This is a genomic window from Tsukamurella sp. DT100 (assembly GCF_049844855.1).
GTDB lineage: Bacteria > Actinomycetota > Actinomycetes > Mycobacteriales > Mycobacteriaceae > Tsukamurella.
In genome coordinates this window covers 248,671-267,786 of sequence record NZ_JBNCLV010000005.1, presented here as the reverse complement: position 1 = coordinate 267,786, position 19,116 = coordinate 248,671, and the positions used below count along the sequence as shown (strand labels likewise).

22 protein-coding genes are annotated in these 19,116 nt (G+C 70.3%); 13 read left to right on the top strand and 9 right to left on the bottom strand.

What is annotated here, in order from left to right:
* The first annotated feature begins 49 nt into the window (after positions 1 to 49).
* Positions 50 to 676 (top strand): LysE family translocator, encoded by a 627-nt coding sequence (locus tag ACLQ3K_RS14460; protein ID WP_426000190.1) that lies wholly within the window; start codon positions 50 to 52, stop codon positions 674 to 676.
* Here the strand turns inward: ACLQ3K_RS14460 and ACLQ3K_RS14455 are convergent.
* Both ACLQ3K_RS14455 and ACLQ3K_RS14450 read right to left on the bottom strand, forming a co-directional pair.
* Positions 663 to 1,574 (bottom strand): hypothetical protein, encoded by a 912-nt coding sequence (locus ACLQ3K_RS14455; RefSeq protein WP_336670224.1) that lies wholly within the window; start codon positions 1,572 to 1,574, stop codon positions 663 to 665. The two genes, ACLQ3K_RS14460 and ACLQ3K_RS14455, sit on opposite strands and share 14 nt — an antisense overlap.
* 40 nt (positions 1,575 to 1,614) lie before the next feature.
* Positions 1,615 to 2,277 (bottom strand): GntR family transcriptional regulator, encoded by a 663-nt coding sequence (locus ACLQ3K_RS14450; protein WP_224648000.1) that lies wholly within the window; start codon positions 2,275 to 2,277, stop codon positions 1,615 to 1,617.
* 128 nt (positions 2,278 to 2,405) lie between these two features.
* Between ACLQ3K_RS14450 and ACLQ3K_RS14445 the strand changes: the two genes are divergently transcribed.
* The 3 genes from ACLQ3K_RS14445 to ACLQ3K_RS14435 all read left to right on the top strand — a co-directional run bounded on the left by ACLQ3K_RS14445 (position 2,406) and on the right by ACLQ3K_RS14435 (position 6,091).
* Positions 2,406 to 3,746, top strand: a complete 1,341-nt coding sequence (locus tag ACLQ3K_RS14445; protein ID WP_426000185.1) for an MFS transporter — start codon at positions 2,406 to 2,408, stop codon at positions 3,744 to 3,746.
* Positions 3,733 to 5,289: a 5-oxoprolinase/urea amidolyase family protein gene (locus ACLQ3K_RS14440; protein ID WP_426000183.1), complete on the top strand. Its 1,557-nt coding sequence runs from the start codon at positions 3,733 to 3,735 to the stop codon at positions 5,287 to 5,289. The genes ACLQ3K_RS14445 and ACLQ3K_RS14440 overlap by 14 nt, the downstream gene beginning before the upstream one ends.
* 100 nt (positions 5,290 to 5,389) lie before the next feature.
* On the top strand, positions 5,390 to 6,091 hold the full coding sequence (locus tag ACLQ3K_RS14435) for an LGFP repeat-containing protein (RefSeq protein ID WP_426000181.1): 702 nt from the start codon (positions 5,390 to 5,392) through the stop codon (positions 6,089 to 6,091).
* A gap of 21 nt (positions 6,092 to 6,112) precedes the next feature.
* Here ACLQ3K_RS14435 and ACLQ3K_RS14430 read toward each other — a convergent pair whose 3' ends face one another.
* Both ACLQ3K_RS14430 and ACLQ3K_RS14425 read right to left on the bottom strand, forming a co-directional pair.
* Positions 6,113 to 6,769 carry an MBL fold metallo-hydrolase gene (locus tag ACLQ3K_RS14430; protein WP_426000179.1) on the bottom strand — a complete coding sequence of 219 codons (657 nt, stop codon included), beginning with the start codon at positions 6,767 to 6,769 and terminating at the stop codon, positions 6,113 to 6,115.
* Between the two features lie 49 nt (positions 6,770 to 6,818).
* Positions 6,819 to 7,571: a DUF998 domain-containing protein gene (locus ACLQ3K_RS14425; protein WP_426000177.1), complete on the bottom strand. Its 753-nt coding sequence runs from the start codon at positions 7,569 to 7,571 to the stop codon at positions 6,819 to 6,821.
* Positions 7,572 to 7,642: 71 nt separating this feature from the next.
* On the opposite strand from ACLQ3K_RS14425, the gene ACLQ3K_RS14420 reads away from it, so the two are divergent.
* On the top strand, positions 7,643 to 7,912 hold the full coding sequence (locus ACLQ3K_RS14420; RefSeq protein WP_224647078.1) for a DUF7218 family protein: 270 nt from the start codon (positions 7,643 to 7,645) through the stop codon (positions 7,910 to 7,912).
* A 22-nt stretch (positions 7,913 to 7,934) separates the two neighbouring features.
* On the opposite strand, the gene ACLQ3K_RS14415 is transcribed toward ACLQ3K_RS14420, so the two are convergent.
* Entirely contained in the window at positions 7,935 to 8,804 is an 870-nt protein-coding gene (locus tag ACLQ3K_RS14415) for a short-chain dehydrogenase/reductase (protein ID WP_224647080.1), read from the bottom strand.
* A 26-nt stretch (positions 8,805 to 8,830) separates the two neighbouring features.
* Entirely contained in the window at positions 8,831 to 10,330 is a 1,500-nt protein-coding gene (locus ACLQ3K_RS14410) for a flavin-containing monooxygenase (protein ID WP_426000175.1), read from the bottom strand.
* A gap of 66 nt (positions 10,331 to 10,396) precedes the next feature.
* On the opposite strand from ACLQ3K_RS14410, the gene ACLQ3K_RS14405 reads away from it, so the two are divergent.
* The gene (locus ACLQ3K_RS14405; RefSeq protein WP_426000173.1) at positions 10,397 to 10,990 is read left to right on the top strand and encodes a TetR family transcriptional regulator; all 594 of its coding nucleotides are present in this window, start codon (positions 10,397 to 10,399) and stop codon (positions 10,988 to 10,990) included.
* Here the strand turns inward: ACLQ3K_RS14405 and ACLQ3K_RS14400 are convergent.
* Together ACLQ3K_RS14400 and ACLQ3K_RS14395 are read right to left on the bottom strand one after the other, a co-directional pair.
* On the bottom strand, positions 10,969 to 11,532 hold the full coding sequence (locus tag ACLQ3K_RS14400; RefSeq protein ID WP_426000171.1) for a dihydrofolate reductase family protein: 564 nt from the start codon (positions 11,530 to 11,532) through the stop codon (positions 10,969 to 10,971). The genes ACLQ3K_RS14405 and ACLQ3K_RS14400 overlap by 22 nt on opposite strands.
* Before the next feature lie 52 nt (positions 11,533 to 11,584).
* Positions 11,585 to 11,938 (bottom strand): Rv2640c family ArsR-like transcriptional regulator, encoded by a 354-nt coding sequence (locus ACLQ3K_RS14395; protein WP_426000169.1) that lies wholly within the window; start codon positions 11,936 to 11,938, stop codon positions 11,585 to 11,587.
* Between the two features lie 95 nt (positions 11,939 to 12,033).
* Here ACLQ3K_RS14395 and ACLQ3K_RS14390 point away from each other — a divergent pair, with 95 nt between their 5' ends.
* From ACLQ3K_RS14390 to ACLQ3K_RS14370, 5 genes are all read left to right on the top strand, one after another.
* Complete coding sequence (locus ACLQ3K_RS14390; RefSeq protein WP_426000167.1) at positions 12,034 to 12,492, top strand: ArsI/CadI family heavy metal resistance metalloenzyme; 459 nt, start codon at positions 12,034 to 12,036, stop codon at positions 12,490 to 12,492.
* A gap of 46 nt (positions 12,493 to 12,538) precedes the next feature.
* Positions 12,539 to 12,913 (top strand): metalloregulator ArsR/SmtB family transcription factor, encoded by a 375-nt coding sequence (locus tag ACLQ3K_RS14385; RefSeq protein ID WP_426000165.1) that lies wholly within the window; start codon positions 12,539 to 12,541, stop codon positions 12,911 to 12,913.
* Positions 12,910 to 14,025 carry an ACR3 family arsenite efflux transporter gene (gene arsB, locus ACLQ3K_RS14380; protein ID WP_426000163.1) on the top strand — a complete coding sequence of 372 codons (1,116 nt, stop codon included), beginning with the start codon at positions 12,910 to 12,912 and terminating at the stop codon, positions 14,023 to 14,025. The genes ACLQ3K_RS14385 and arsB overlap by 4 nt, the downstream gene beginning before the upstream one ends.
* Entirely contained in the window at positions 14,025 to 14,474 is a 450-nt protein-coding gene (locus ACLQ3K_RS14375) for a low molecular weight phosphatase family protein (RefSeq protein WP_336670239.1), read from the top strand. The genes arsB and ACLQ3K_RS14375 overlap by 1 nt, the downstream gene beginning before the upstream one ends.
* 84 nt (positions 14,475 to 14,558) lie before the next feature.
* Positions 14,559 to 15,092 carry a DinB family protein gene (locus tag ACLQ3K_RS14370; RefSeq protein ID WP_426000445.1) on the top strand — a complete coding sequence of 178 codons (534 nt, stop codon included), beginning with the start codon at positions 14,559 to 14,561 and terminating at the stop codon, positions 15,090 to 15,092.
* A gap of 729 nt (positions 15,093 to 15,821) precedes the next feature.
* On the opposite strand, the gene ACLQ3K_RS14365 is transcribed toward ACLQ3K_RS14370, so the two are convergent.
* Entirely contained in the window at positions 15,822 to 15,992 is a 171-nt protein-coding gene (locus tag ACLQ3K_RS14365; RefSeq protein ID WP_426000161.1) for a hypothetical protein, read from the bottom strand.
* An 87-nt stretch (positions 15,993 to 16,079) separates the two neighbouring features.
* Here ACLQ3K_RS14365 and ACLQ3K_RS14360 point away from each other — a divergent pair, with 87 nt between their 5' ends.
* Together ACLQ3K_RS14360 and ACLQ3K_RS14355 are read left to right on the top strand one after the other, a co-directional pair.
* A complete protein-coding gene (locus ACLQ3K_RS14360; RefSeq protein WP_426000159.1) occupies positions 16,080 to 16,568 on the top strand; it encodes a hypothetical protein in 489 nt (162 codons plus the stop codon).
* Positions 16,569 to 16,695: 127 nt separating this feature from the next.
* Positions 16,696 to 19,062, top strand: coding sequence for an ATP-binding cassette domain-containing protein (locus ACLQ3K_RS14355; protein ID WP_426000157.1), 2,367 nt, complete (start codon positions 16,696 to 16,698; stop codon positions 19,060 to 19,062).
* Positions 19,063 to 19,116: the final 54 nt, after the last annotated feature.

Below are 19,116 nucleotides of genomic sequence, written 5' to 3'. Positions count from 1 at the left end.
GCGCGGAGTCGACTTCCGCGTAGCCCGGGGTTTCTGATTGGATCACCGAATGCTCGTCGCCCTGCTCTCGTTCGCCGCCGCCTCCGCCGTGCTCGTCATCGTGCCCGGACCCGACACCCTCGTCGTGGTGCGCGGCGTGGCGCAGGGCGGCCGCGGTACCGGGCTGCGCACCAGCCTCGGGGTGCTCAGCGGCCTCGTCATCTGGGTGCTCGCCGCGGTGCTCGGGCTCTCGGCGATGCTCAAGGCCAGCGAATACGGCTACACCGCACTCAAGGTGGTCGGCGCCGCGTACCTGATCTACATGGCCGTGCAGTCCCTGCGCGCGGTGATTCGCGGTACGGCGCTGGGGGAGCAGCCGGCCGCCCCGATGGAGACGTCGTGGCGCACGGGAGGCTTCACCGCGGGCTTCCTCACCGACCTGCTCAACCCGAAGATCGGTGTGCTGTTCGTGAGCCTGCTCCCGGGCTTCGTGCCCGCCGGCTACTCGGTGACCTGGACGACGCTCGCCCTGGGCGGCGTCTACATCGCGCTGACGGCGGTCTACTGCGGCGTGTTGATCGCGGCCGCCGGCACGGTGACCCGCTGGATGCGGACGCCCCGCACCCGGCGGATGCTGGACGGCGTCGCGGGTGTCGCGCTCATCGGCTTCGGCGCCAAGCTGGTCACCGAGCGGTAGCGGCCGGCAGGCCGACGATGCCGGACACGAGCGTGCCGAGGTCGACGAGGATCTCGGGGGCGCGGCCGTCGAGCGGCGCGCGCCATATGCGGCCGCCCAGGTCGGAGACGTAGGCGAGCCCGGAGGCGGCGTCCACGGCCAGGCCGATGGCCTCGTCGAAGCCGCGCGCCAGGATCGTCGGTGCGGCCCCGCGCGTGCCGACCGCGGGGAGCGGGGCCCGGTTGAGCGAGTTGCCGTCGGGCGCGGCGCCGCGGTCGGTCCAGTACAGGGTGTCGCCGACGATCTCGAGGTCGATGGGCTCGGGCAGGCCGTCCCACAGCGTCTCGACGTCGGGGCGGTCGTCCGGCGACGCGCCGGAGGGGAGTTCGAGGCCGGCGCGCAGGATGCGTCCGCGGCCGCCCTTCGCGGGCCCCTTCTGCGTCCAATAGAGGTGGCCGCGCGCGGGATCGACGGCGACGCCCACGCATTCGGCGAGCCGGTCGGGCTCGGGAACGTTGACGACGAGGTCGCGCAGCCCGGTGCCGTCCGTCCGTACCGAACTCACCCGGCAACCCTCGCGGTCGGCCCAGAAGAGCGTGCCGGCACCGTCGGACGCGAGCTGCTTCCCGGTGGTCATCGCGCCCGCCGGCACGAGGTCGCGCAGGTCGGTGCCGTCGAGAAGGACGGAGTGGACGCCGCCCGTGCGGGCGGAGAAGTCGAGGCCCTCTTCGCTCGAGGTCCCCGGGGCGCGGTCGGGGCGGCCCATCGTCGTCCAGTAGATCCGGCCGCCCTCCACGAGAACGCCGTCGGGCGAGGCCCCGGCCTCGTCGGTGTACAGCGTCTCGACCGCACCGTCGGGGAGGGAGACGCGGAGAATCGTCCCGGTGCGTATCCCGAGGGCCAGAAGTCCTTCGAACATAGAACTTATTCTACGGTGGTGTGCTCGCGGCGGCCGCCACTCACGATGTGAGTTTCGAGACCGGTTGCGCGCCGAACAGGGTCTCCTCTGAGCGGACGAGATACTCCGCGAGCAGGTCCGCCGCCTCGTCGCCCCGGCCGTCGAGGAACGTTTCGAGGATCGTCACGTTGTCGTCGAGGAACGGGGCGTGCAGGAACTCCGGGTCCGCGATCGCCCCGAAGGCGAGGCGCAGCTCGGCGAGGATCGAGTCGAGGACCGCGTCGAGCCGGGGGCTGTCGCTGAGCCCGACGATCGCGCGGTGGAACGCCAGGTCGGCGGTGCCGACCGCCTGCCAGTCGCCGAGCCGCGCCGCCGCCTGCGCCGTCGCCACCGCGTCGCGCATCCGGACCGCGCCGGGGTGATCCGGTCCCGCGGCCCGGAGCGCGGGCGGTTCGACGGTGCGCCGCACCAGGTAGATGTCGCGGACGGACGCGCGGGTCGGGGCGGTGACCCGGGCGCCCCGATTGGCCTCGTGCACGATCAGCCCTTCGTGGGCGAGCGTGCGCATCGCCTCGCGCAGGGTGTTCCGCGAGACGCCGAGCTCCGCCGCCAGGCGCTCCTCGCGCAGCGGGTCGCCCGGGCGCAGGGTGCCCTCGACGATGGCGCGCCGCAGGTCGTCGGTGGCCTCCGTGGCGGCGTGGCCGCGCTGTCTGCCTGTGCTCACGGCTTGATCGTACGGACGGTGCCGAACTTTGTTGAACAAATCGGGCGCGCGGTAGTGACAGATTGTTCAACAATCGTCTATGGTGTGGATCACATCAGCGCCGACCGCTCACCGAGAAGAGACCGTCCATGTCCACTGATCAGCCCGAGCAGGGCGCCGTGCAGAAGGGCGCCGTCAAGGCGTACATCGCCAGCCTGACCGGCACGTCCCTCGAGTACTACGACTTCGCGCTGTACTCCGTCGCGTCCGCGCTCGTCTTCCCGCACGTCTTCTTCCCCGCGGAGGATCCGTTCATCGGGCTGCTCCTCTCGTTCTCCACCTTCGCCGTCGGCTATTTCGCCCGGCCCATCGGCGGGGTCGTCTTCGGCCGGCTCGGCGATCGCATCGGGCGCAAGAACGTCCTGGTCGCGACGCTCCTCCTGATCGGCGTCGCGACGGTGCTCATCGGCGTGCTGCCGAGCTACGGCACCATCGGCGTGATCGCCCCCACGATCCTCGTGCTGCTGCGGTTCGCGCAGGGCGTCGGCGTCGGCGGCGAGTGGGGCGGCGCGGTGCTGCTCTCCAGCGAGTTCGGCGACCCGCGCAAGCGCGGCTTCTGGGCGTCCGCGGCCCAGATCGGCGTGCCCGTCGGCAATCTCATGGCGAACGGCGTGCTCGCCCTGGTCGCGGCCCTGCTCACCGAGGACGCCTTCCGGGACTGGGGCTGGCGCATCGGCTTCCTGCTCTCGGCCGTGCTCGTCGTGTTCGGCCTCATGATCCGGTTGAAGCTGGAGGAGACGCCCGTCTTCCAGGCCATCGCCGAGCGCGCGGAGCAGCCGAAGGCCCCGATCTCCGAGGTGCTGCGCGGGCACCCGCGGGCGCTGCTCGCCGCGGCGCTCTCGCGGATCTGCCCCGACGTGCTGTACTCGCTGCTCACCGTCTTCCTCGCCAGCTACGCCACGAAGGAACTGGACTTCCCGACCAGCCACGTGCTGACGGCGGTGCTCACCGGATCGGCGGTGCAGGTCTTCGCCATGCCGCTCGCCGGTGCGCTCACCGACCGGTTCAACCGCCGCCTCGTCTACGGCGTCGGCGCGGTCCTCACCGCGGCGTGGGTCCCGGTGCTGTTCCTCATGATCCAGTCCGGCAGCCGCGTCCTGCTGACTCTCGGCGTCGTCGTCGGGATGTCGCTGCACGCGCTGATGTACGGCCCGCAGGCGGCGTTCATCACCGAGCAGTTCCCCGCGCGGCTGCGCTACGTGGGCAGTTCCCTCGCCTACACGTTCGCCGGCGTCGTCGGCGGCGGCATGGCGCCGCTCATCTTCACCGTGCTGTTCCGCTGGACCGATTCCTGGGTGATCATCGCGGTCTACGTCGCCGTGACCGCCGTCGCCACGGTCGCGGGCATGGCGCTCGGCCGCGACCCCGACCCCGAGGAGGAGCTGGAGCTGCTCGCCGACGCCCCGGACGGTGTCGATGCTCCCCGCTGACGTCCGCCGCCTCGGCGCCCGCGCCGTGCGCGTCCGGGTCACGCCCGGCACCGTCGAACCGCTGCGCGCCCGCCTCGCCGCCGAGCCGCTCCCCGGGCAGCGCGAGCTCGTCGCCGGGGGCGAGACCGTCACCGTCGTCTTCGACGGTGCCGGGTCGGCGGCGGAGGGCGAGCGCCTGCTCGCGGAAATGCCGCCGCCGGACGTCATCACCCTGGACGGGCCGCTGGTCGAGATCGGCGTCGTCTACGACGGCGAGGACCTGCGCGACGTCGCCGAGCAGCTCGGCACCGACGAGGCGGGCGTCGTGCGGATGCACACCGCGCGCGCCTGGCACGTCGGCTTCCTCGGCTTCGCGCCCGGTTTTGCCTACCTCCGCTCGACGGAGCCGGGGCCGGAGATCGCGCGGCGGGCCTCGCCGCGCGTGCGGGTGCCGGCCGGCGCCGTCGGGCTGGCGGGGGAGTACAGCGCGGTGTACCCGCGCACCTCGCCCGGCGGTTGGCAGCTGATCGGCCGCACCGACGCCGAGCTCTGGTCCCTCGACCGCGACCCGCCCGCGCTGCTCGTCCCGGGCGCGCGCGTGCGGTTCACCGCGGTCCGCGCGCGCATCGAGGTCCCGGTGGGGACGCCGCCGCGCCCGCCCGCGCCGCGCGCGGGCCGGGGGCTCGTCGTGCGGGAGACGGGGCTGCAGAGCCTCGTCGAGGACCTCGGGCGGCCGGGGCGCGCCGCGATCGGCGTCACCCGGTCGGGCGCCGCGGATCGCGGTGCGCTGCGGCAGGCCAATCGGCTCGTCGGCAACCCCGCCGGGACCGCGGGGATCGAGAACGCCGGGGGCGGGATGGAACTCGTCGCCGCGGGGGAGCAGGTGGTCGCCGTGACCGGCGCTGAGGCCGCTCTCGTCGTCGAATCGCCGGACGGGCGATGGCGCACCGTCGAGCGCGGTCGTCCCTTCGCCCTCGACGACGGTGATCTCCTCGAGGTCGGCCCGGTGACGGCGGGCCTGCGCGTCGTCGTCGCCGTGCGGGGCGGTGTCGACGTCCCCGCGGTACTCGGCAGCCGCAGCACGGACGTCCTCGCGCACCTCGGGCCCGCGCCGGTCGCCGCCGGCGACGTGCTGCCCGTCGGCCGCGCGCCGCGCACGGTCGTCGGGGAGCCCGAAGCCCTGCCCACCCTCCCGGACGGGAGTAGCCCGACGGTGCTCGACGTTGTTCCCGGGCCCGACGCGGACCTGTTCCCCGGCGGCGCCTGGGCGCACCTTCTCGACGAGTCGTGGGAGGTCACGCCGCAGAGCGACCGCGTCGGCGTCCGGCTCGCCGGTACACCGCTCGCGCGCGCCGACGGCGAGGTGCAGAGTCAGGCGCTCGTGTCCGGCGCGATCCAGGTCCCGCCGTCTGGCGAGCCGGTCGTCTTCGTCGTCGACCACCCGACGACCGGCGGCTATCCGGTGCTCGCCGTCGTGGCGGAGCACCACCTGGACCGGCTCGCGCAGCTGCCGCTCGGATCGTCGGTGCGGTTCGCGGCGACGGACGCGACGTCCGATGGGTGAGTGAAAGCGCCGGTCCGCAGCGCCGGGATGTGGTTACGTCGGGTCACGAGCGGTTCTGGAAGCACCGCTCGGTCGACTCGGAGCACCACCGGAAGGACCCATGAGGAAGAACGCAGCTCGACGGACCATCGGCGTCGTCGCAGGCCTCGCGGCCGCAACCCTGATCGCTGCGGGGTGCGGGAACAGCGGCCCGAGCGAGGACGTGGCCGCCACCTCGGCGGCGGTGGCGTCGACGACGTCCGCAGCGGCGGCGTCCGGCGGGGCGTCGACAGGGCCGTCCGCGGCGTCGTCCTCTGCCGCGGCGTCCCGCGCCTCCACTGTGGCCGGCTCCTCGGCGAAGGCCCAGCCCGGCGCGGTGAAGGTCAAGGGGGCCGACGGCAGCGACGTGACGCTGACCGGCCCGATCGCCGCGAAGTACTCGGCCGCGACGCAGGCGCAACGCACCGCGCTGGGCGTGGTCCTGACGGGCGATCACAACGCCGGGACCCGCGACAGCGGCGTGATCTTCCAGCAGTTCAAGGGCGGCGTCATCACCGCGAAGAACGCCGCCGCCGGCACGCCGGCCTACATCACCTGGGGCCGGATCCGGGACGCGTGGAACATCGAGCGCGGCCCGGACGGCACGCCCTCCCCGAGCGGGGCGAACGGTTCCGCGGGGCCGCTGGGCGCCGTGACCAGCGACGAGACCACGTCGGGCGCGGTCAAGCAGACCACTTTCGAACACGGGAAGATCACCTTCAACACCCAGACCAAGAAGGTCGAGGTCACCGTCAACGGCAAGGTGGTCCCGGCCGGGCTGTAGGAGGCGCCGGCGCCGACGTGCTCAGCGGGCCAGGACGCCGGTCGCGAGCCGCTCGGCCGTCTCGGCGACGGTGCGCCGCCACGTCGCGGGATCGACGGCGCGCGTCCCGGATCCGCCCGCGAAGGCGCTGGAGACGACGAGGTCGGGTTCGAGGCCGCCGAGCACCTCCAGGCTGGCGAGCAACTGCTCCCCGTCGCTCATGCCGGGGATGTAACCGGCGTTCCACCGCCCGTCCGCGCCCCGGTACAGGGTGTCGCCGGTGAACAGGTAGCGCGCACCGTCGGACCCGGTGACGACGAAGGACGTGCTCCCGGGCGTGTGTCCGGGGGTCGGGATGATCTCGACGCCGTTCGCGTCGACGGTCCGGTCGGCGAGGAGGACGCCCGGGGTGGCGTGCTCGGCGATGCCGTCGAGGTCCCGCTGCGGCGCGTGCAGGACGACGCCGAAGCGCTCGGCGATCGCGCCCAGCATCGGACCCGCCTCGTCCTGGTGGCTGAGGTACTGGTGGGCGACGCCGCCGCGCTCGGCGATGTCTCCGAAGTCGGCGTCGTCGCCGGGGGAGTAGAACAGGACGTTCCCGCCGGTCCGGGGCGTCCAGAGGTAGGCGTGGGTCGTGAGTCCCGGGAACGGGGAGTAGGTCGGGGTCTCGTGCAGGTCGGGCCGGATCGTGGTGAGCATCGGATGTCCTCTCGTCGGGTGTCTTCGACGGTAGGACCTCAATAAAGATTCAGGTCAAGGCCGGTTCCGGCGTCGGGCGCAGGAGCGCCCGCCGCGCGGTCACGAGCAGGGCGATACCCAGGGCGCAGCGCCACCACAGGAACGGGTCGATCGCCGCCCGCTCCGTGCCGCCCGCGCCGAGGGGGTTCGCCCACGGGATGATCAGGGCGGCCAGCCCGGAGACCGCGATGCAGGCGACTGTGATCGCGGCGACCCGGGCGCGCGAACGGAGCAGCAGGAGTGCGGCGAGCGTCATCAGCGCCATCCCGCTCACGTGCTCGACGTACGCCGCGATCGGATGGACGATGATGCGCGACTGCGGCCCGCCCGGGAACTCGCCCGCGCTCCCGGGGAAGAGGCCCACGCACGCCAGTGCGACGCCGTTGACCGTCGCGAGGGCGACGGCGGCGGTGTCCCAGCGGCGGGGGAGGAGCGGGCGCAGTGCGATCGCCGCCGCGATTCCGAGCGCGCCGACCGCCACGAACGTGATGTTCATGAGCGGGTGCCAGGGCGAGCAGACGAAGCGGTCCGAGACCGCCAGACCGCCGTCGCGGCTGAGGTCGCCGAGGCACTCGGGAACGCCCAGGTCGCTGATCATGTTGTGGGACCAGCTGTACGGGCGGGCCCACTGTCGCGCGACGATCAGCTCGGCGAGGAAGTAGATCAGCGTGGCGGTCAGTAGTGCTCCGGCCAGCACGGTGCGCCGTGTGCTCAGCGAGTCGACCGGCCGGGCCTGAGGGAGTGCTTCGATCGTTAGCTGCATTCAGTATGTCTACGCGAACTCGGCGCTGCACGCTGTGGTGTGCATCTCGCTCGCGGCGTACGGTCGGAAGCATGGCGAAGAAGAACCCGGGGCCGTCCGTGAAGGACGGTGAACTGTACGAAGAGCTCCGCGACAAGGGGGACTCGAAGGAGAAGGCGGCGCGGATCGCGAACGCCGCCGCGAACCGGGGTCGGTCCGCGGTCGGCGCCGCCGGCGGTCGCTCTCGCCCCTACGAGGAGTGGACCGTCGAGGAACTCAGGGCGAGGGCGAAGGAGCTCGGCCTCTCGGGCTACTCGTCGAAGCGCAAGGCGTCCCTGATCGCAGACCTGCGCGACCACTGAGAGCCGCGGCCCTCAGCGCCGATCACTCGGCCGTCGCGGGCTCCGCCGCCCGGCCGGCGCGCGATCGGACGTCGAGCGCGAGGACCAGCTCGACGACCGGGCGATGATGGGCGGTGATCACGTCGAGGACGGGGTTGATGAGCCCGCGCAGGAGGCTGTAGCCGGTCCAGCGGGCGGGCGCGATCGTTCGCGCGGCCCGGCGCTCGATTCCGCGGACGGTACTCTCCCCGGCCTGCTCCGGCGTGATCCGGGCGGTCAGGAACGAGGGCAGCAGGTCGGTCACCGCGGAGGCGAGCGGATCCTCGTCGAATCCGACCTTGACCATGTGGGTGTCGACGAAGCCGTAGTAGACGACGCCGGCCGTCGCGCCGTAGGGCGCGAGCTCGACGCGCAGCGCGCGCCCGAGCTGCTCGACGCCGGCCTTCGCCACCGCGTAGGGGGAGACGCCGACGCCGTTGACGAAGGCGTACACCGAGGACGTGAGCAGGAGGTGTCCGCCGGTCTTCAGGACGTGCGGCATCGCGGCCAGCACCGTGTTGTAGACGCCGTGCAGGTTGACGGCGAGCACCCGGTCGAACTCCTCGGGGGCCATGCCCTGCACCGTCGCCCCGCGCGGTGCGATGCCCGCGTTCGCGACCACCACGTCGATCGCGCCGAAGCGATCGGCGACGGCCGTGAACGCGTCGGCGAGCCCGGCGCGGTCGGTGACGTCGGCCGCGAGGCCGATCGCGCCGTCGCCGATCTCAGCGGCGGCGGCGTCGACGTCCTCCTGTCGGAGGTCGAGCACGGCGACCCGGGCGCCGCGCGCCGCGGCGGCTTTCGCGGTCCCGAGGCCGATGCCGCGCGCGGCTCCGGTGATGACGACGGTCCGGCCGGCGAGGTCGAGGTTCATGTGCGGTTCTCCTTGGTGGTGGTTCGTCAGCCCGCGAAGGCGTAGTCGGTGAGGGGGAAGCGGCGACTGTGCCACGCCGCCTCGACGGTCGTGGAGGCCCGGAACGGGACGTCGCCCTGCTTGGTGAAGTAGTAGCTGTTGGCGCCCGCGCAGCTGGGATTCGAGAACACCTGCAGCGGTCCGCGGGCCAGGATCGAGTTCATGTACGACTCCTGGGCGGCCGTCGTGACCTCGGCGGTGGTCGCGGCGCGGCGCCGGGCCTCTTCGAGCACCCGGACGATGTGCGCGGCGCTGTTCTCGACCAGGGTGAAGAACGAGGATCCGTTGTACCCGTAGGGCCCGAAGACGGTGAAGAAGTTCGGGAAGCCCGCCGTCGCGACGCCCTGGTACGAGTGGAATCGTCCCTCTTCCCAGTGCTCGGCGAGGTCGGTGCCGTCGGCGGCGGTCAGCCGGTACGTCGGGAGCGCGTCGCGGTCGGTGACCTTGAAGCCGGTCGCGAGGATGAGCACGTCGAGCGGGTGCTCCACGCCGTCGGCGGTGCGGATCCCGGCTGGCGTGACGGCCTCGATCGACGTGGTCTCGAGCACGACGTTCTCGCGGTTGAAGGTCGAGAGGTACGAGTTGTGGAAGCTCGGCCGCTTGCAGCCGAGCGCGTAGGTGGGCGTGAGCTTCTCGCGCGTCGCGGGATCGGAGACCTGCGTCCGGATGTAGTTGCGCGCCGCGACCTCGAGGACGTCGGTGCCGGGGATCCACTTGTGGAAGTGGGCGAGTACGGGGAAGGTGGCCTCCACGAACGCTTGGCTGGCGAGCCGGGCCGCCTGCCGGACGCCGGGGATCGCGGCCAGGCCGGTGCGGCCGACGCGGCCGAGCGGGAAGTCGGGCTTGGGGAGGCACCAGATCGGGGTGCGCTGGAAGACGGTGAGTCGCTCGGTCGCGGGGGCGATCTCGGGAATGACCTGCACGGCGGTGGCACCGGTGCCGATGATGCCGACACGCTTGCCCGCCGTCGTGACGTCGTGGTTCCACCGGCTCGTGTGCATCGTCTCGCCCTCGAAGGAGTCGATGCCGTCGATCTCGGGGAGCTTCGGCTGGCTCAGCGGGCCGCCCGCGTGGATCAGCCAGCGGGCCGTGATCTCGCCCGTGCTGGTCGCGATCGTCCAGCGAGCGGTCGCCTCGTCGAAGGACGCGGCATGGACGCGCGTGCCGAACCGGAGGCGCGGCGCGAGGTCGTACTCGTCGACGATCTGCTCGGCGTAGGCGCGCAGTTCCCGTCCGGGCGCGTAGCTGCGCGACCACGTCGAGCGCTGCGCGAAGGAGAACTGGTAGCTGAACGACGGGATGTCGACGGCGACGCCGGGGTAGGTGTTCCAGTGCCACGTGCCGCCGGGACCCGCGGCATCGTCGACGAGGAGCACGTCGTCGAATCCCGCCCGGGCCAGGGCGATCGCGGTGCCGAGGCCGGAGAACCCGGCGCCGACGATGACGACCTCGTGGTGCGGAGCGAGGGGGAGCGGTGCATCGGGCACGTCGGACGCCTCATTTCAGATACAGTTAGTATTCGAATACGGACTGTATCCCGATAGGATGGCCGGATGCAACGATTGTCGAGAGCGGAGGCTCAGGTCCGCACGCGCGAGCTGATTGTGGCGTCGGCGACCGAACTGTTCCTCCGCGACGGGTTCACGGCGACCTCGCTGGAGGCGGTCGCGACCCACGCCGGCTTCACCCGGGGCGCGGTGTACTCGAACTTCGCCGGCAAGGTCGCGCTGGGGAGCGCGGTGATCGACGCCCTGTACGAGCGGGAGACCGATCGGGTGCTGGCGCTGGCTGAGGCGGCGCGGGACGACGGGCTCGCCGCGGTGATCGCCTCCGTCGACGCGTGGGGGCGGACGATCGTGGGGGACCGGGCGTGGTTCCGGCTCGAGATGGCGGTCGCGGCGACCAACACGGAGGACGGCGGCCAGATGGCGGCGACCGCGTCGCGCTACGCGCGTATCCGCGCGGCGACCGCGACGCTGGTCAGAGAGCTGGAGGCCGCGCACGGGCTGGCGCTGCCGGTGGATGCCGAGACGCTGGCGCTGGGGCTGTTCAGCCTCATTCTCGGGCTGGGTATGCAGCGCGCTACGGATCCGTCGGTGTCGACGGACGTCGTGGCGGTCTTCGTTCAGCGGCTGCTGGGGGAGTAGCGGAGGAGGACGACGCCGCTGTCGAAGCGCCGCTGGTCGAGCAGATCCAGGCCGACGCGCATCCCGGTGGGGAGTCCGGGCTTGCCGCCGCCCACGACGATCGGCAGGACGTACAGCTGCACCTCGTCGATCAGGCCGGCCGCGAACGCCTGGGCGGCGAGGTCGGCGCCGCCGATGAGGAGGTCACGGTCGGCGGCGGCCTTCAGCGCGCGCACCTGCTCGGCATCGAAGGCCCGCTCGATCCGGGTGTTCGCGGTCGAACTTGCCGTCAGGCTCGTCGAGTAGACGACCTTGGTCGGCGCCTGCCAGGCCGTAGCGAACGCGGCCGCCGCGGGGGACCGTCCGGCGAGCGCGGGATCGGTCTCCCAGACCGCCATCATCTCGTAGAGGCGCCGCCCGTAGAGCAGCGTGCCGGCGGACCGCATCAGCTCGGTGTGCGCGGCGAAGACGTCGTCGTCGCCGGGTAGCCAGTCGAAGCGGCCGTCCTCGTCCTCGATGAAGCCGTCGAGCGAGACGTTCGTCGGATAGATCAATTCGGCCATGTGCCGCCTCCGTATCGTCGTGGGCCGTGTGTCCGCGTGGCGAGTCGACGGGCTAGCAGCAGGTAGCGAGGACGCCGCGGAGGGCCTCGAGAGCTCCGGCTTCCGCACGGTGAAAGACGTTGATGCCGCGACGTTCCGAGCTGACCAGCCCGGCCTTCTTGAGTTGGCCGAGGTGGTGGCTGACGGTCGCCGGAGACAGGTTCACGAGGTCGGCGAGGTCGCCCGTGCTCACGGCGCCCGGACGGGCGCCCATGAGGATCGAGATCAATTGGATCCGCGCGGGGTCGGCGAGTGCCTTGAGGCGCAGAGCCAGCTCGAGCGCCGCATCGGCGTCCATCGCCCCGGCGGCCAGCGGGGCGCAGCAGATGGGGGCGCTGATGTCGACCACGGGGAGCGTCTTGGGCATACGCCTCAATCTACCTACTTGTTGACATATGTCAAAGGGTCGTCTAGAACTGAACGCGAAACAGTTAGATGTATGTCGAATTATCGGAGGTTCTCATGTCCCGCGTCCAGCTCGCCCTCAACGTCGACGACCTCGATCAGTCGATCGCGTTCTACACCACGCTGTTCGGCACCGGACCGGCGAAGGTCAAGCCCGGCTACGCCAACTTCGCCATCGCCGAGCCGCCGCTCAAGCTGGTGCTGCTGGAGAACCCCGGACAGGGCGGCAGCATCAATCATCTCGGTATCGAGGTCGATTCCAGTGAGAAGGTGCACGCGGAGATCGCGCGTCTCGCCGAGGGGCAGCTGTTCACCGAGGAGGAGATCGGCGCGACCTGTTGTTTCGCCACCCAGGACAAGGTCTGGGTCACGGCCCCCGACGCCGAGCGCTGGGAGGTCTACACGGTCCTCGCCGACGCCGAGACCTTCGACGGCGCCCCGGTTCCGGAGGTGGCGCCGGCGGCCGGCACGCCGACGGCGGCCTGCTGTGCTCCGGCGTCGTCGAACTGCTGCTGATCGTTCGAGGATTGTCTCTGGAATCGATATCTGTCAATATCGATGTGTGTCGAATCCACTTCCGCTCGCCGACGTTACCGTGCGGTGCTCACCGCTGATCCGTGAGCCACTGTCGGAGGGGCAGTCCGCCGACCTCGCGACGATGTTCAAAGCCCTGGCCGACCCGATACGGCTGCGCCTGTTCAGCCTGATCGCCAGCCATGAGGGTGGCGAGGCGTGCGTGTGCGACATCTCGCCGGCAGTGGACGTCTCGCAACCGACGATCTCGCATCACCTCAAAGTCCTCAAGACCGCGGGCCTGGTGGAATCCGAGCGCCGTGGCTCGTGGGTGTACTACCGAGTCGTCCCGGAGGTCCTGTCGTCGCTCGCCGGCGTTCTGCAGTCCACCGGGTCCGGTGCCCCGGTCGAGGCGCTCGCGTGACGGGTACCGCGTCGACCGTCGGGCACCAGCCGGTCGTCGGCAAGCTCTCCACCCTCGACCGATTCCTGCCGGTGTGGATCGGCGTCGCCATGGTCGTCGGCCTGCTGCTCGGCCGGATGATCCCGGGCCTGAACACCGCGCTGGAGAAGATCCAGGTCGACGGTGTCTCCCTGCCGATCGCACTCGGGCTGCTGATCATGATGTACCCGGTGCTGGCGAAGGTCCGCTACGACCGCCTCGACACCGTGACCGGCGACCGCAAGCTGCTGCTCGGTTCGTTGCTGTTGAACTGGGTCCTCGGACCTGCGCTGATGTTCGCCCTCGCGTGGATCTTCCTGCCCGACCTGCCCGAGTACCGCACCGGGCTGATCATCGTCGGTCTGGCGCGCTGCATCGCGATGGTGATCATCTGGAACGACCTGGCGTGCGGCGATCGGGAGGCGGCGGCGGTGCTCGTCGCGCTGAACTCGGTGTTCCAGGTGATCATGTTCGCGGTTCTCGGCTGGTTCTACCTGTCGATCCTGCCCGGCTGGCTCGGCCTGGAGCAGACGACGATCAGTACCTCGCCCTGGCAGATCGCGAAGTCGGTGCTGATCTTCCTCGGCATCCCGCTGCTCGCCGGCTACCTGTCGCGCCGGATCGGGGAGAAGGCCAAGGGCCGCGACTGGTACGAATCGACGTTCCTGCCCAGGATCGGGCCGTGGGCGCTCTACGGGCTGCTGTTCACGATCGTCGTCCTGTTCGCGCTGCAGGGGGAGCAGATCACTTCCCGCCCGTGGGACGTCGCGCGGATCGCGCTGCCGCTCCTGGTGTACTTCGCCGTGATGTGGGGCGGCGGGTACCTGCTCGGCGCCGCAATGGGGCTCGGCTACGAGCGCACCACCACGCTGGCCTTCACCGCGGCGGGCAACAACTTCGAGCTCGCGATCGCCGTCGCGATCGCCACCTACGGCGCGACCTCCGGCCAGGCGCTGGCCGGCGTCGTCGGGCCGCTCATCGAGGTCCCGGTGCTCGTCGGGCTCGTGTACGTCTCCCTGGCGCTCCGGAGGCGATTCCCCCCGAGTCCGCCGGCCGGCGGGACCGCAGTCGACCAGTCCAGGAGTGTGAATTGATGCCCGACAACGACACCAACACGCCGAGCGTGCTGTTCGTGTGCGTGAAGAACGGTGGCAAGTCCCAGATGGCCGCCGGACTGATGCGCAAGACCGCGAGCGATGCCGTCGAAGTCCACTCGGCGGGGACGGAGCCGGGCAGCGCGGTCAACGGCCTGTCCGCCGAATCCCTGGCCGAGGTCGGCGTCGACATCACCGGGGAGACGCCGAAGGCGATCGACCCCGAGGTGCTCGCGCGCGTGGATCTGGTGGTCGTCCTCGGCCGCGAAGCGGTCGTCGAGCCGCCCGCGGGGGTACGACTCGTCACCTGGGACACCGACGAGCCCTCCGAGCGGGGCATCGACGGTATCGAGCGGATGCGCCTCGTCCGCGACGACATCGCGGCCCGAGTCGAGGCTCTGCGGGCCGAACTCCTGGAGCCCGGTGGGGGTCCGTCCGATCGTCTGTAGGTCGAGCGGACGGCGAGTGGACGGGGCGTTCGGGAATTCCGTTGCCGTCACCCTGTGCCTCGGGTCAGGATCGCACGCGTGGCAATCGATTGGAATGCAGAGATCCGTGCGCAGATCGAGGTTCACTGGGCCCGGCAGTTGCGCCCCCGCTTGGACGGCATGACGGAGGCTGAGTACTTCTGGGAGCCGGTCGAGGGGATGTGGTCCGTGCGTTCCGCTGAGGACGGATTCGTCGCCGACTTCACGATCCCTCCGCCGGAGCCGGCTCCCGTGACCACGATCGCGTGGAGGTTGGGACACCTGGTGTTCCTTCTCGAAAGCGGCCTGCAGCGGTTCGGCGGCCCGACGGTTCATTTCGCCTCGTACCGTTACCCAGAGGCACCGGAGCGTGCGCTGGACCGGCTCGACGGTGCGTACGGGGCTTGGATCTGCGGGGTCGAGGAACTCGGACTCGGCGGTCTCGCGGCTCCTGCGGGACCGCCGGGTGACATGTTCGCCGAGTGGTCCACGCTGGCGGTCGTGCTCCACACCCAGCGGGAACTGATTCACCACGGTGCGGAGATCGCACTGCTGCGTGACCTGTTTCGCACCAGCCTGGGGGATGGCGGCAGGCAGTGAGGCCTCAACGCTCGACGGCGTAATACCAACGCTCGTAATGTCATAATGTAGATTATCGGCGAATCGGGGTGGTTCGGCCAAGCGCCCGACGATTCGATCCGTTGCGCGTCGGCGCGGGGTCCACCGGCAATGGTGAACTCGTCCACCGCTACGTGCGTCGGCCAGCGCTTTATCTGGACGACTGGACCCATCGTCCGCTCGCATGCCGCGAGCTCGTCCCATCGGCTTCGTTGGCCGACCGCAGTCTTAGCGACGTGGCGCCCGGGCTGGCCTCTTGGCTGTCGCCCGCCTCGAGCTTGCGACGGCGCACTCGGTGACGCCGCGGAGTCACTCTCTCTGTGCGCCGGCCCGGGCGGCGCCACACGCGATTACGTCACTGTGACGTAAATATGTGCAGCGGGCCCGCGTCGGGTTCGAGCCTTCGTTCGGCGTCGCTCCGAGAACTTCTCAACAATGGCGGAAATGGACACTCGACCGTGCCTATTGCAATAGCAAGCCCTTCTCTCCTAGTCTTGTGGCGCACGTTGAACCGCGGACGAATGGGGAATTTGTTCGTGTGGGCAAGGAGGAATTATGGGTAGGCATAGTCATGAGGAAGTCGTGGCCGCTCCGCGGGGCGATGTTTCGCTCGAAGAGACCGTGCAGTTCCGCCTTCCCGGCCTCAGTCTCGCCCGCCCGACCTCTGCGCTGGCCAGTTCCGATACGCGCCAGATGGCCATAGATTCAATTTCACGCATGATCGATTTGATTGACATGATCGACAATGCGCCGGATCCCCGGGCGGCCCGGCGCGCCGCGCACCGCGGCTCGCTCGTGAACTTCCGTCAGATCGCCACGGCCGGTAACCGATTCGCGCATGCCGCGGCGACCCGCATGCGGCACCCCATCGGCGGTCGACACAGGCTCACAGGAGAATCTGCTGGCGACACGCGGCCTCCTGTGGGGAACATTAACCATCGGTGGTCGGATAACGCTATTGTTAACACCATGACCAATGATGACCTCTCCGTCCTCAAGCGCGCTCAAGAACTCGTCCGCAAGCACGACGAGGAGCAGCGCGCACAGCGAGTCGAGCGTGAAGGCCGGGTGCGCCAGACGGGCTCGCTGATCGCGACCTACAGTGCCGACTGCGCGCTCCGCCTCGCGGAGCTGCTGGACTTCTCCACGAAGGACGGCCCCGTCGACAAGATCAAGTGGCAGCTCTCCACCTCCGGCGAGAAGCTGATCTCGTTCAACCCCGAGGACAACGACCTCATGGTCGACATGCACCGCATGCCGATGCTGGTCACCAACGTCGAGGGCTACACCGTGGGCGTGCAGCACCTGCTGGGCACCGACGTCTACGCCTTCGGTCTCACCGACGGTGGGGACAACTGGAGCGGCTTCGAGGACCTCGAGGGCTTCGGTCGCGCCACCCTCACCCCGGGCAACCGCTACAAGTGGGGCGAGGTCTCGCTCTCCCAGTACAACGAGTGACACACTCCCCCGTCCGCTGAGCCGAGCACACCTGCAAGGGGTGCTCGGCTCTTCTCTTCGACGGGGTCCCGCGCCGATTACGCCGGTACGCTGGTGCGGTTGCCGTACGAGGTCATCAGGAGCGTCCATGCCGCAGTCCGTCCCGCACGCCGCCGACAGTCACGAGAGGATCCGCGTCCACGGGGCGCGCGAGAACAATCTCAAGGACGTCAGCATCGAGCTCCCCAAGCGCCGGCTGACGGTGTTCACCGGTGTCTCCGGGTCGGGTAAGAGCTCACTCGTCTTCAGCACCATCGCCGCGGAGTCGCAGCGGCTGATCAACGAGACCTACAGCGCCTTCGTGCAGGGGTTCATGCCGACGCTCGCGCGGCCCGACGTCGACGTCCTCGACGGCCTGACCACCGCGATCATCGTCGGACAGGAGCGCATGGGCTCCGACCCGCGCTCCACGGTGGGCACCGCCACCGATGCCAACGCCATGCTGCGGATCTTGTTCAGCCGGCTCGGCGACCCGCACATCGGCTCCCCGCAGGCCTACTCCTTCAACGTCGCCTCGGTCAGCGGCGCCGGCGCCGTCAAACACGACAAGGGCGGCCGCGAGGTCAAGGAGAAGGTCAGCTTCAGCATCACGGGCGGCATGTGTCCGCGGTGCGAGGGCCGGGGCAGCGTGACCGACATCGATCTCACCGCCCTGTACGACGACACCAAGTCCCTGGACGACGGCCCGTTCACCATTCCCGGCTACAGCATGGACGGCTGGCAGGGCCGCATCTACCGCGGCAGCGGCTTCTTCGACACCGCCAAGCCCATCGCGAAGTACACCAAGCGCGAATTGAACGACCTGCTCTACAAGGAGCCGACCAAGATCAAGGTCGAGGGGATCAACCTCACCTACGAGGGCATCATCCCCAAGATCCAGAAGTCGTTCCTGTCGAAGGACGTCGAGGCGATGCAGCCGCACATCCGCGCCTTCGTCGAGCGCGCCGTCGCGTTCAGCACCTGCCCGGAGTGCGACGGCACCCGGCTCTCGGAGCTCGCGCGGTCCTCGAAGATCGGAGGCACGTCCATCGCCGACTGCTGCGCGATGCAGATCAACGAGCTCGCCGCGTGGATCCGCGGCGTCGACGACCCGTCGGTGGCGCCGCTGCTCGAGAACCTCCAGCAGACCCTCGACTCCTTCGTCGAGATCGGCCTCGGCTACCTGTCCCTGGACCGCCCCGCGGGGACGCTCTCGGGTGGCGAGGCCCAGCGCACCAAGATGATCCGGCACCTCAACAGCTCGCTCACCGACATCACCTACGTCTTCGACGAGCCCACCATCGGTCTGCACCCGCACGACATCGCGCGCATGAACGGCCTGCTGCTGCGCCTGCGCGACAAGGGCAACACGGTCCTCGTCGTGGAGCACAAGCCCGAGGCCATCGCGATCGCCGACCACGTCGTGGACCTCGGCCCGAGGGCGGGCACCGCGGGCGGCGAGATCGTCTTCGAGGGCAGCGTCGACGGCCTGCGCGCGGCCGACACGCTCACCGGGCGGCACCTCGACGACCGGGCCCGCCTCAAGGACGGGGTGCGGTCACCGTCGGGCGTGCTCGAGGTGCGCGGCGCGACCGAGCACAACCTGCAGGAGGTCGACGTCGACGTGCCGCTCGGCGTGCTCGTCGTGGTCACCGGCGTCGCGGGCTCGGGCAAGAGCTCGCTCATCCACGGCTCGATCAGCCCGCGGGAGGGCGTCGTCACCGTCGACCAGACGCCGATCAAGGGCAGCCGGCGCAGCAATCCCGCCACCTACACCGGCCTGCTGGACCACATCCGCAAGGCCTTCGCGAAGGCCAACGGCGTCAAGCCGGCCCTGTTCAGCGCCAATTCCGAGGGCGCCTGCCCCGCCTGCAACGGCGCGGGCGTCATCTACACCGACCTCGGCATCATGGCCGGCGTCTCCACCACCTGCGAGGAGTGCGAGGGGAGGCGCTTCCAGGCCGCCGTGCTCGAGTACCACTTCGGCGGGAAGAACATCAGCGAGGTGCTGAGCATGCCCGTCGCCGAGGCGGAGGAGTTCTTCGGCGCCGGCGAGGCGAAGATCCCGGCGGCGCACAAGATCCTCGGCCACCTCAACGACGTGGGGCTGGGCTACGTCGGGCTCGGGCAACCGCTCACCACGCTGTCGGGCGGCGAGCGTCAGCGGCTCAAGCTCGCGACGCACATGGGCGACAAGGGTGGTGTCCTCGTCCTCGATGAGCCCACCACGGGCCTCCATCTCGCCGACGTCGAACAACTCCTCGGCCTGCTCGACCGCCTCGTCGACGGGGGCAAGTCGGTCATCGTGATCGAGCACCATCAGGCCGTGATGGCCCACGGCGACTGGATCATCGACATCGGCCCGGGTGCCGGGCACGACGGTGGCCGGGTCGTCTTCGAGGGGACCCCGTCGGACCTGGTGGCGGGACGTTCGTCCCTGACGGGAGAGCATCTGGCCACGTACATCGGGGGCTGACGTCCCGGTCGGCGGTCCGCTGACAGCGAGTCCACAGCGCGTTCGCATACGATC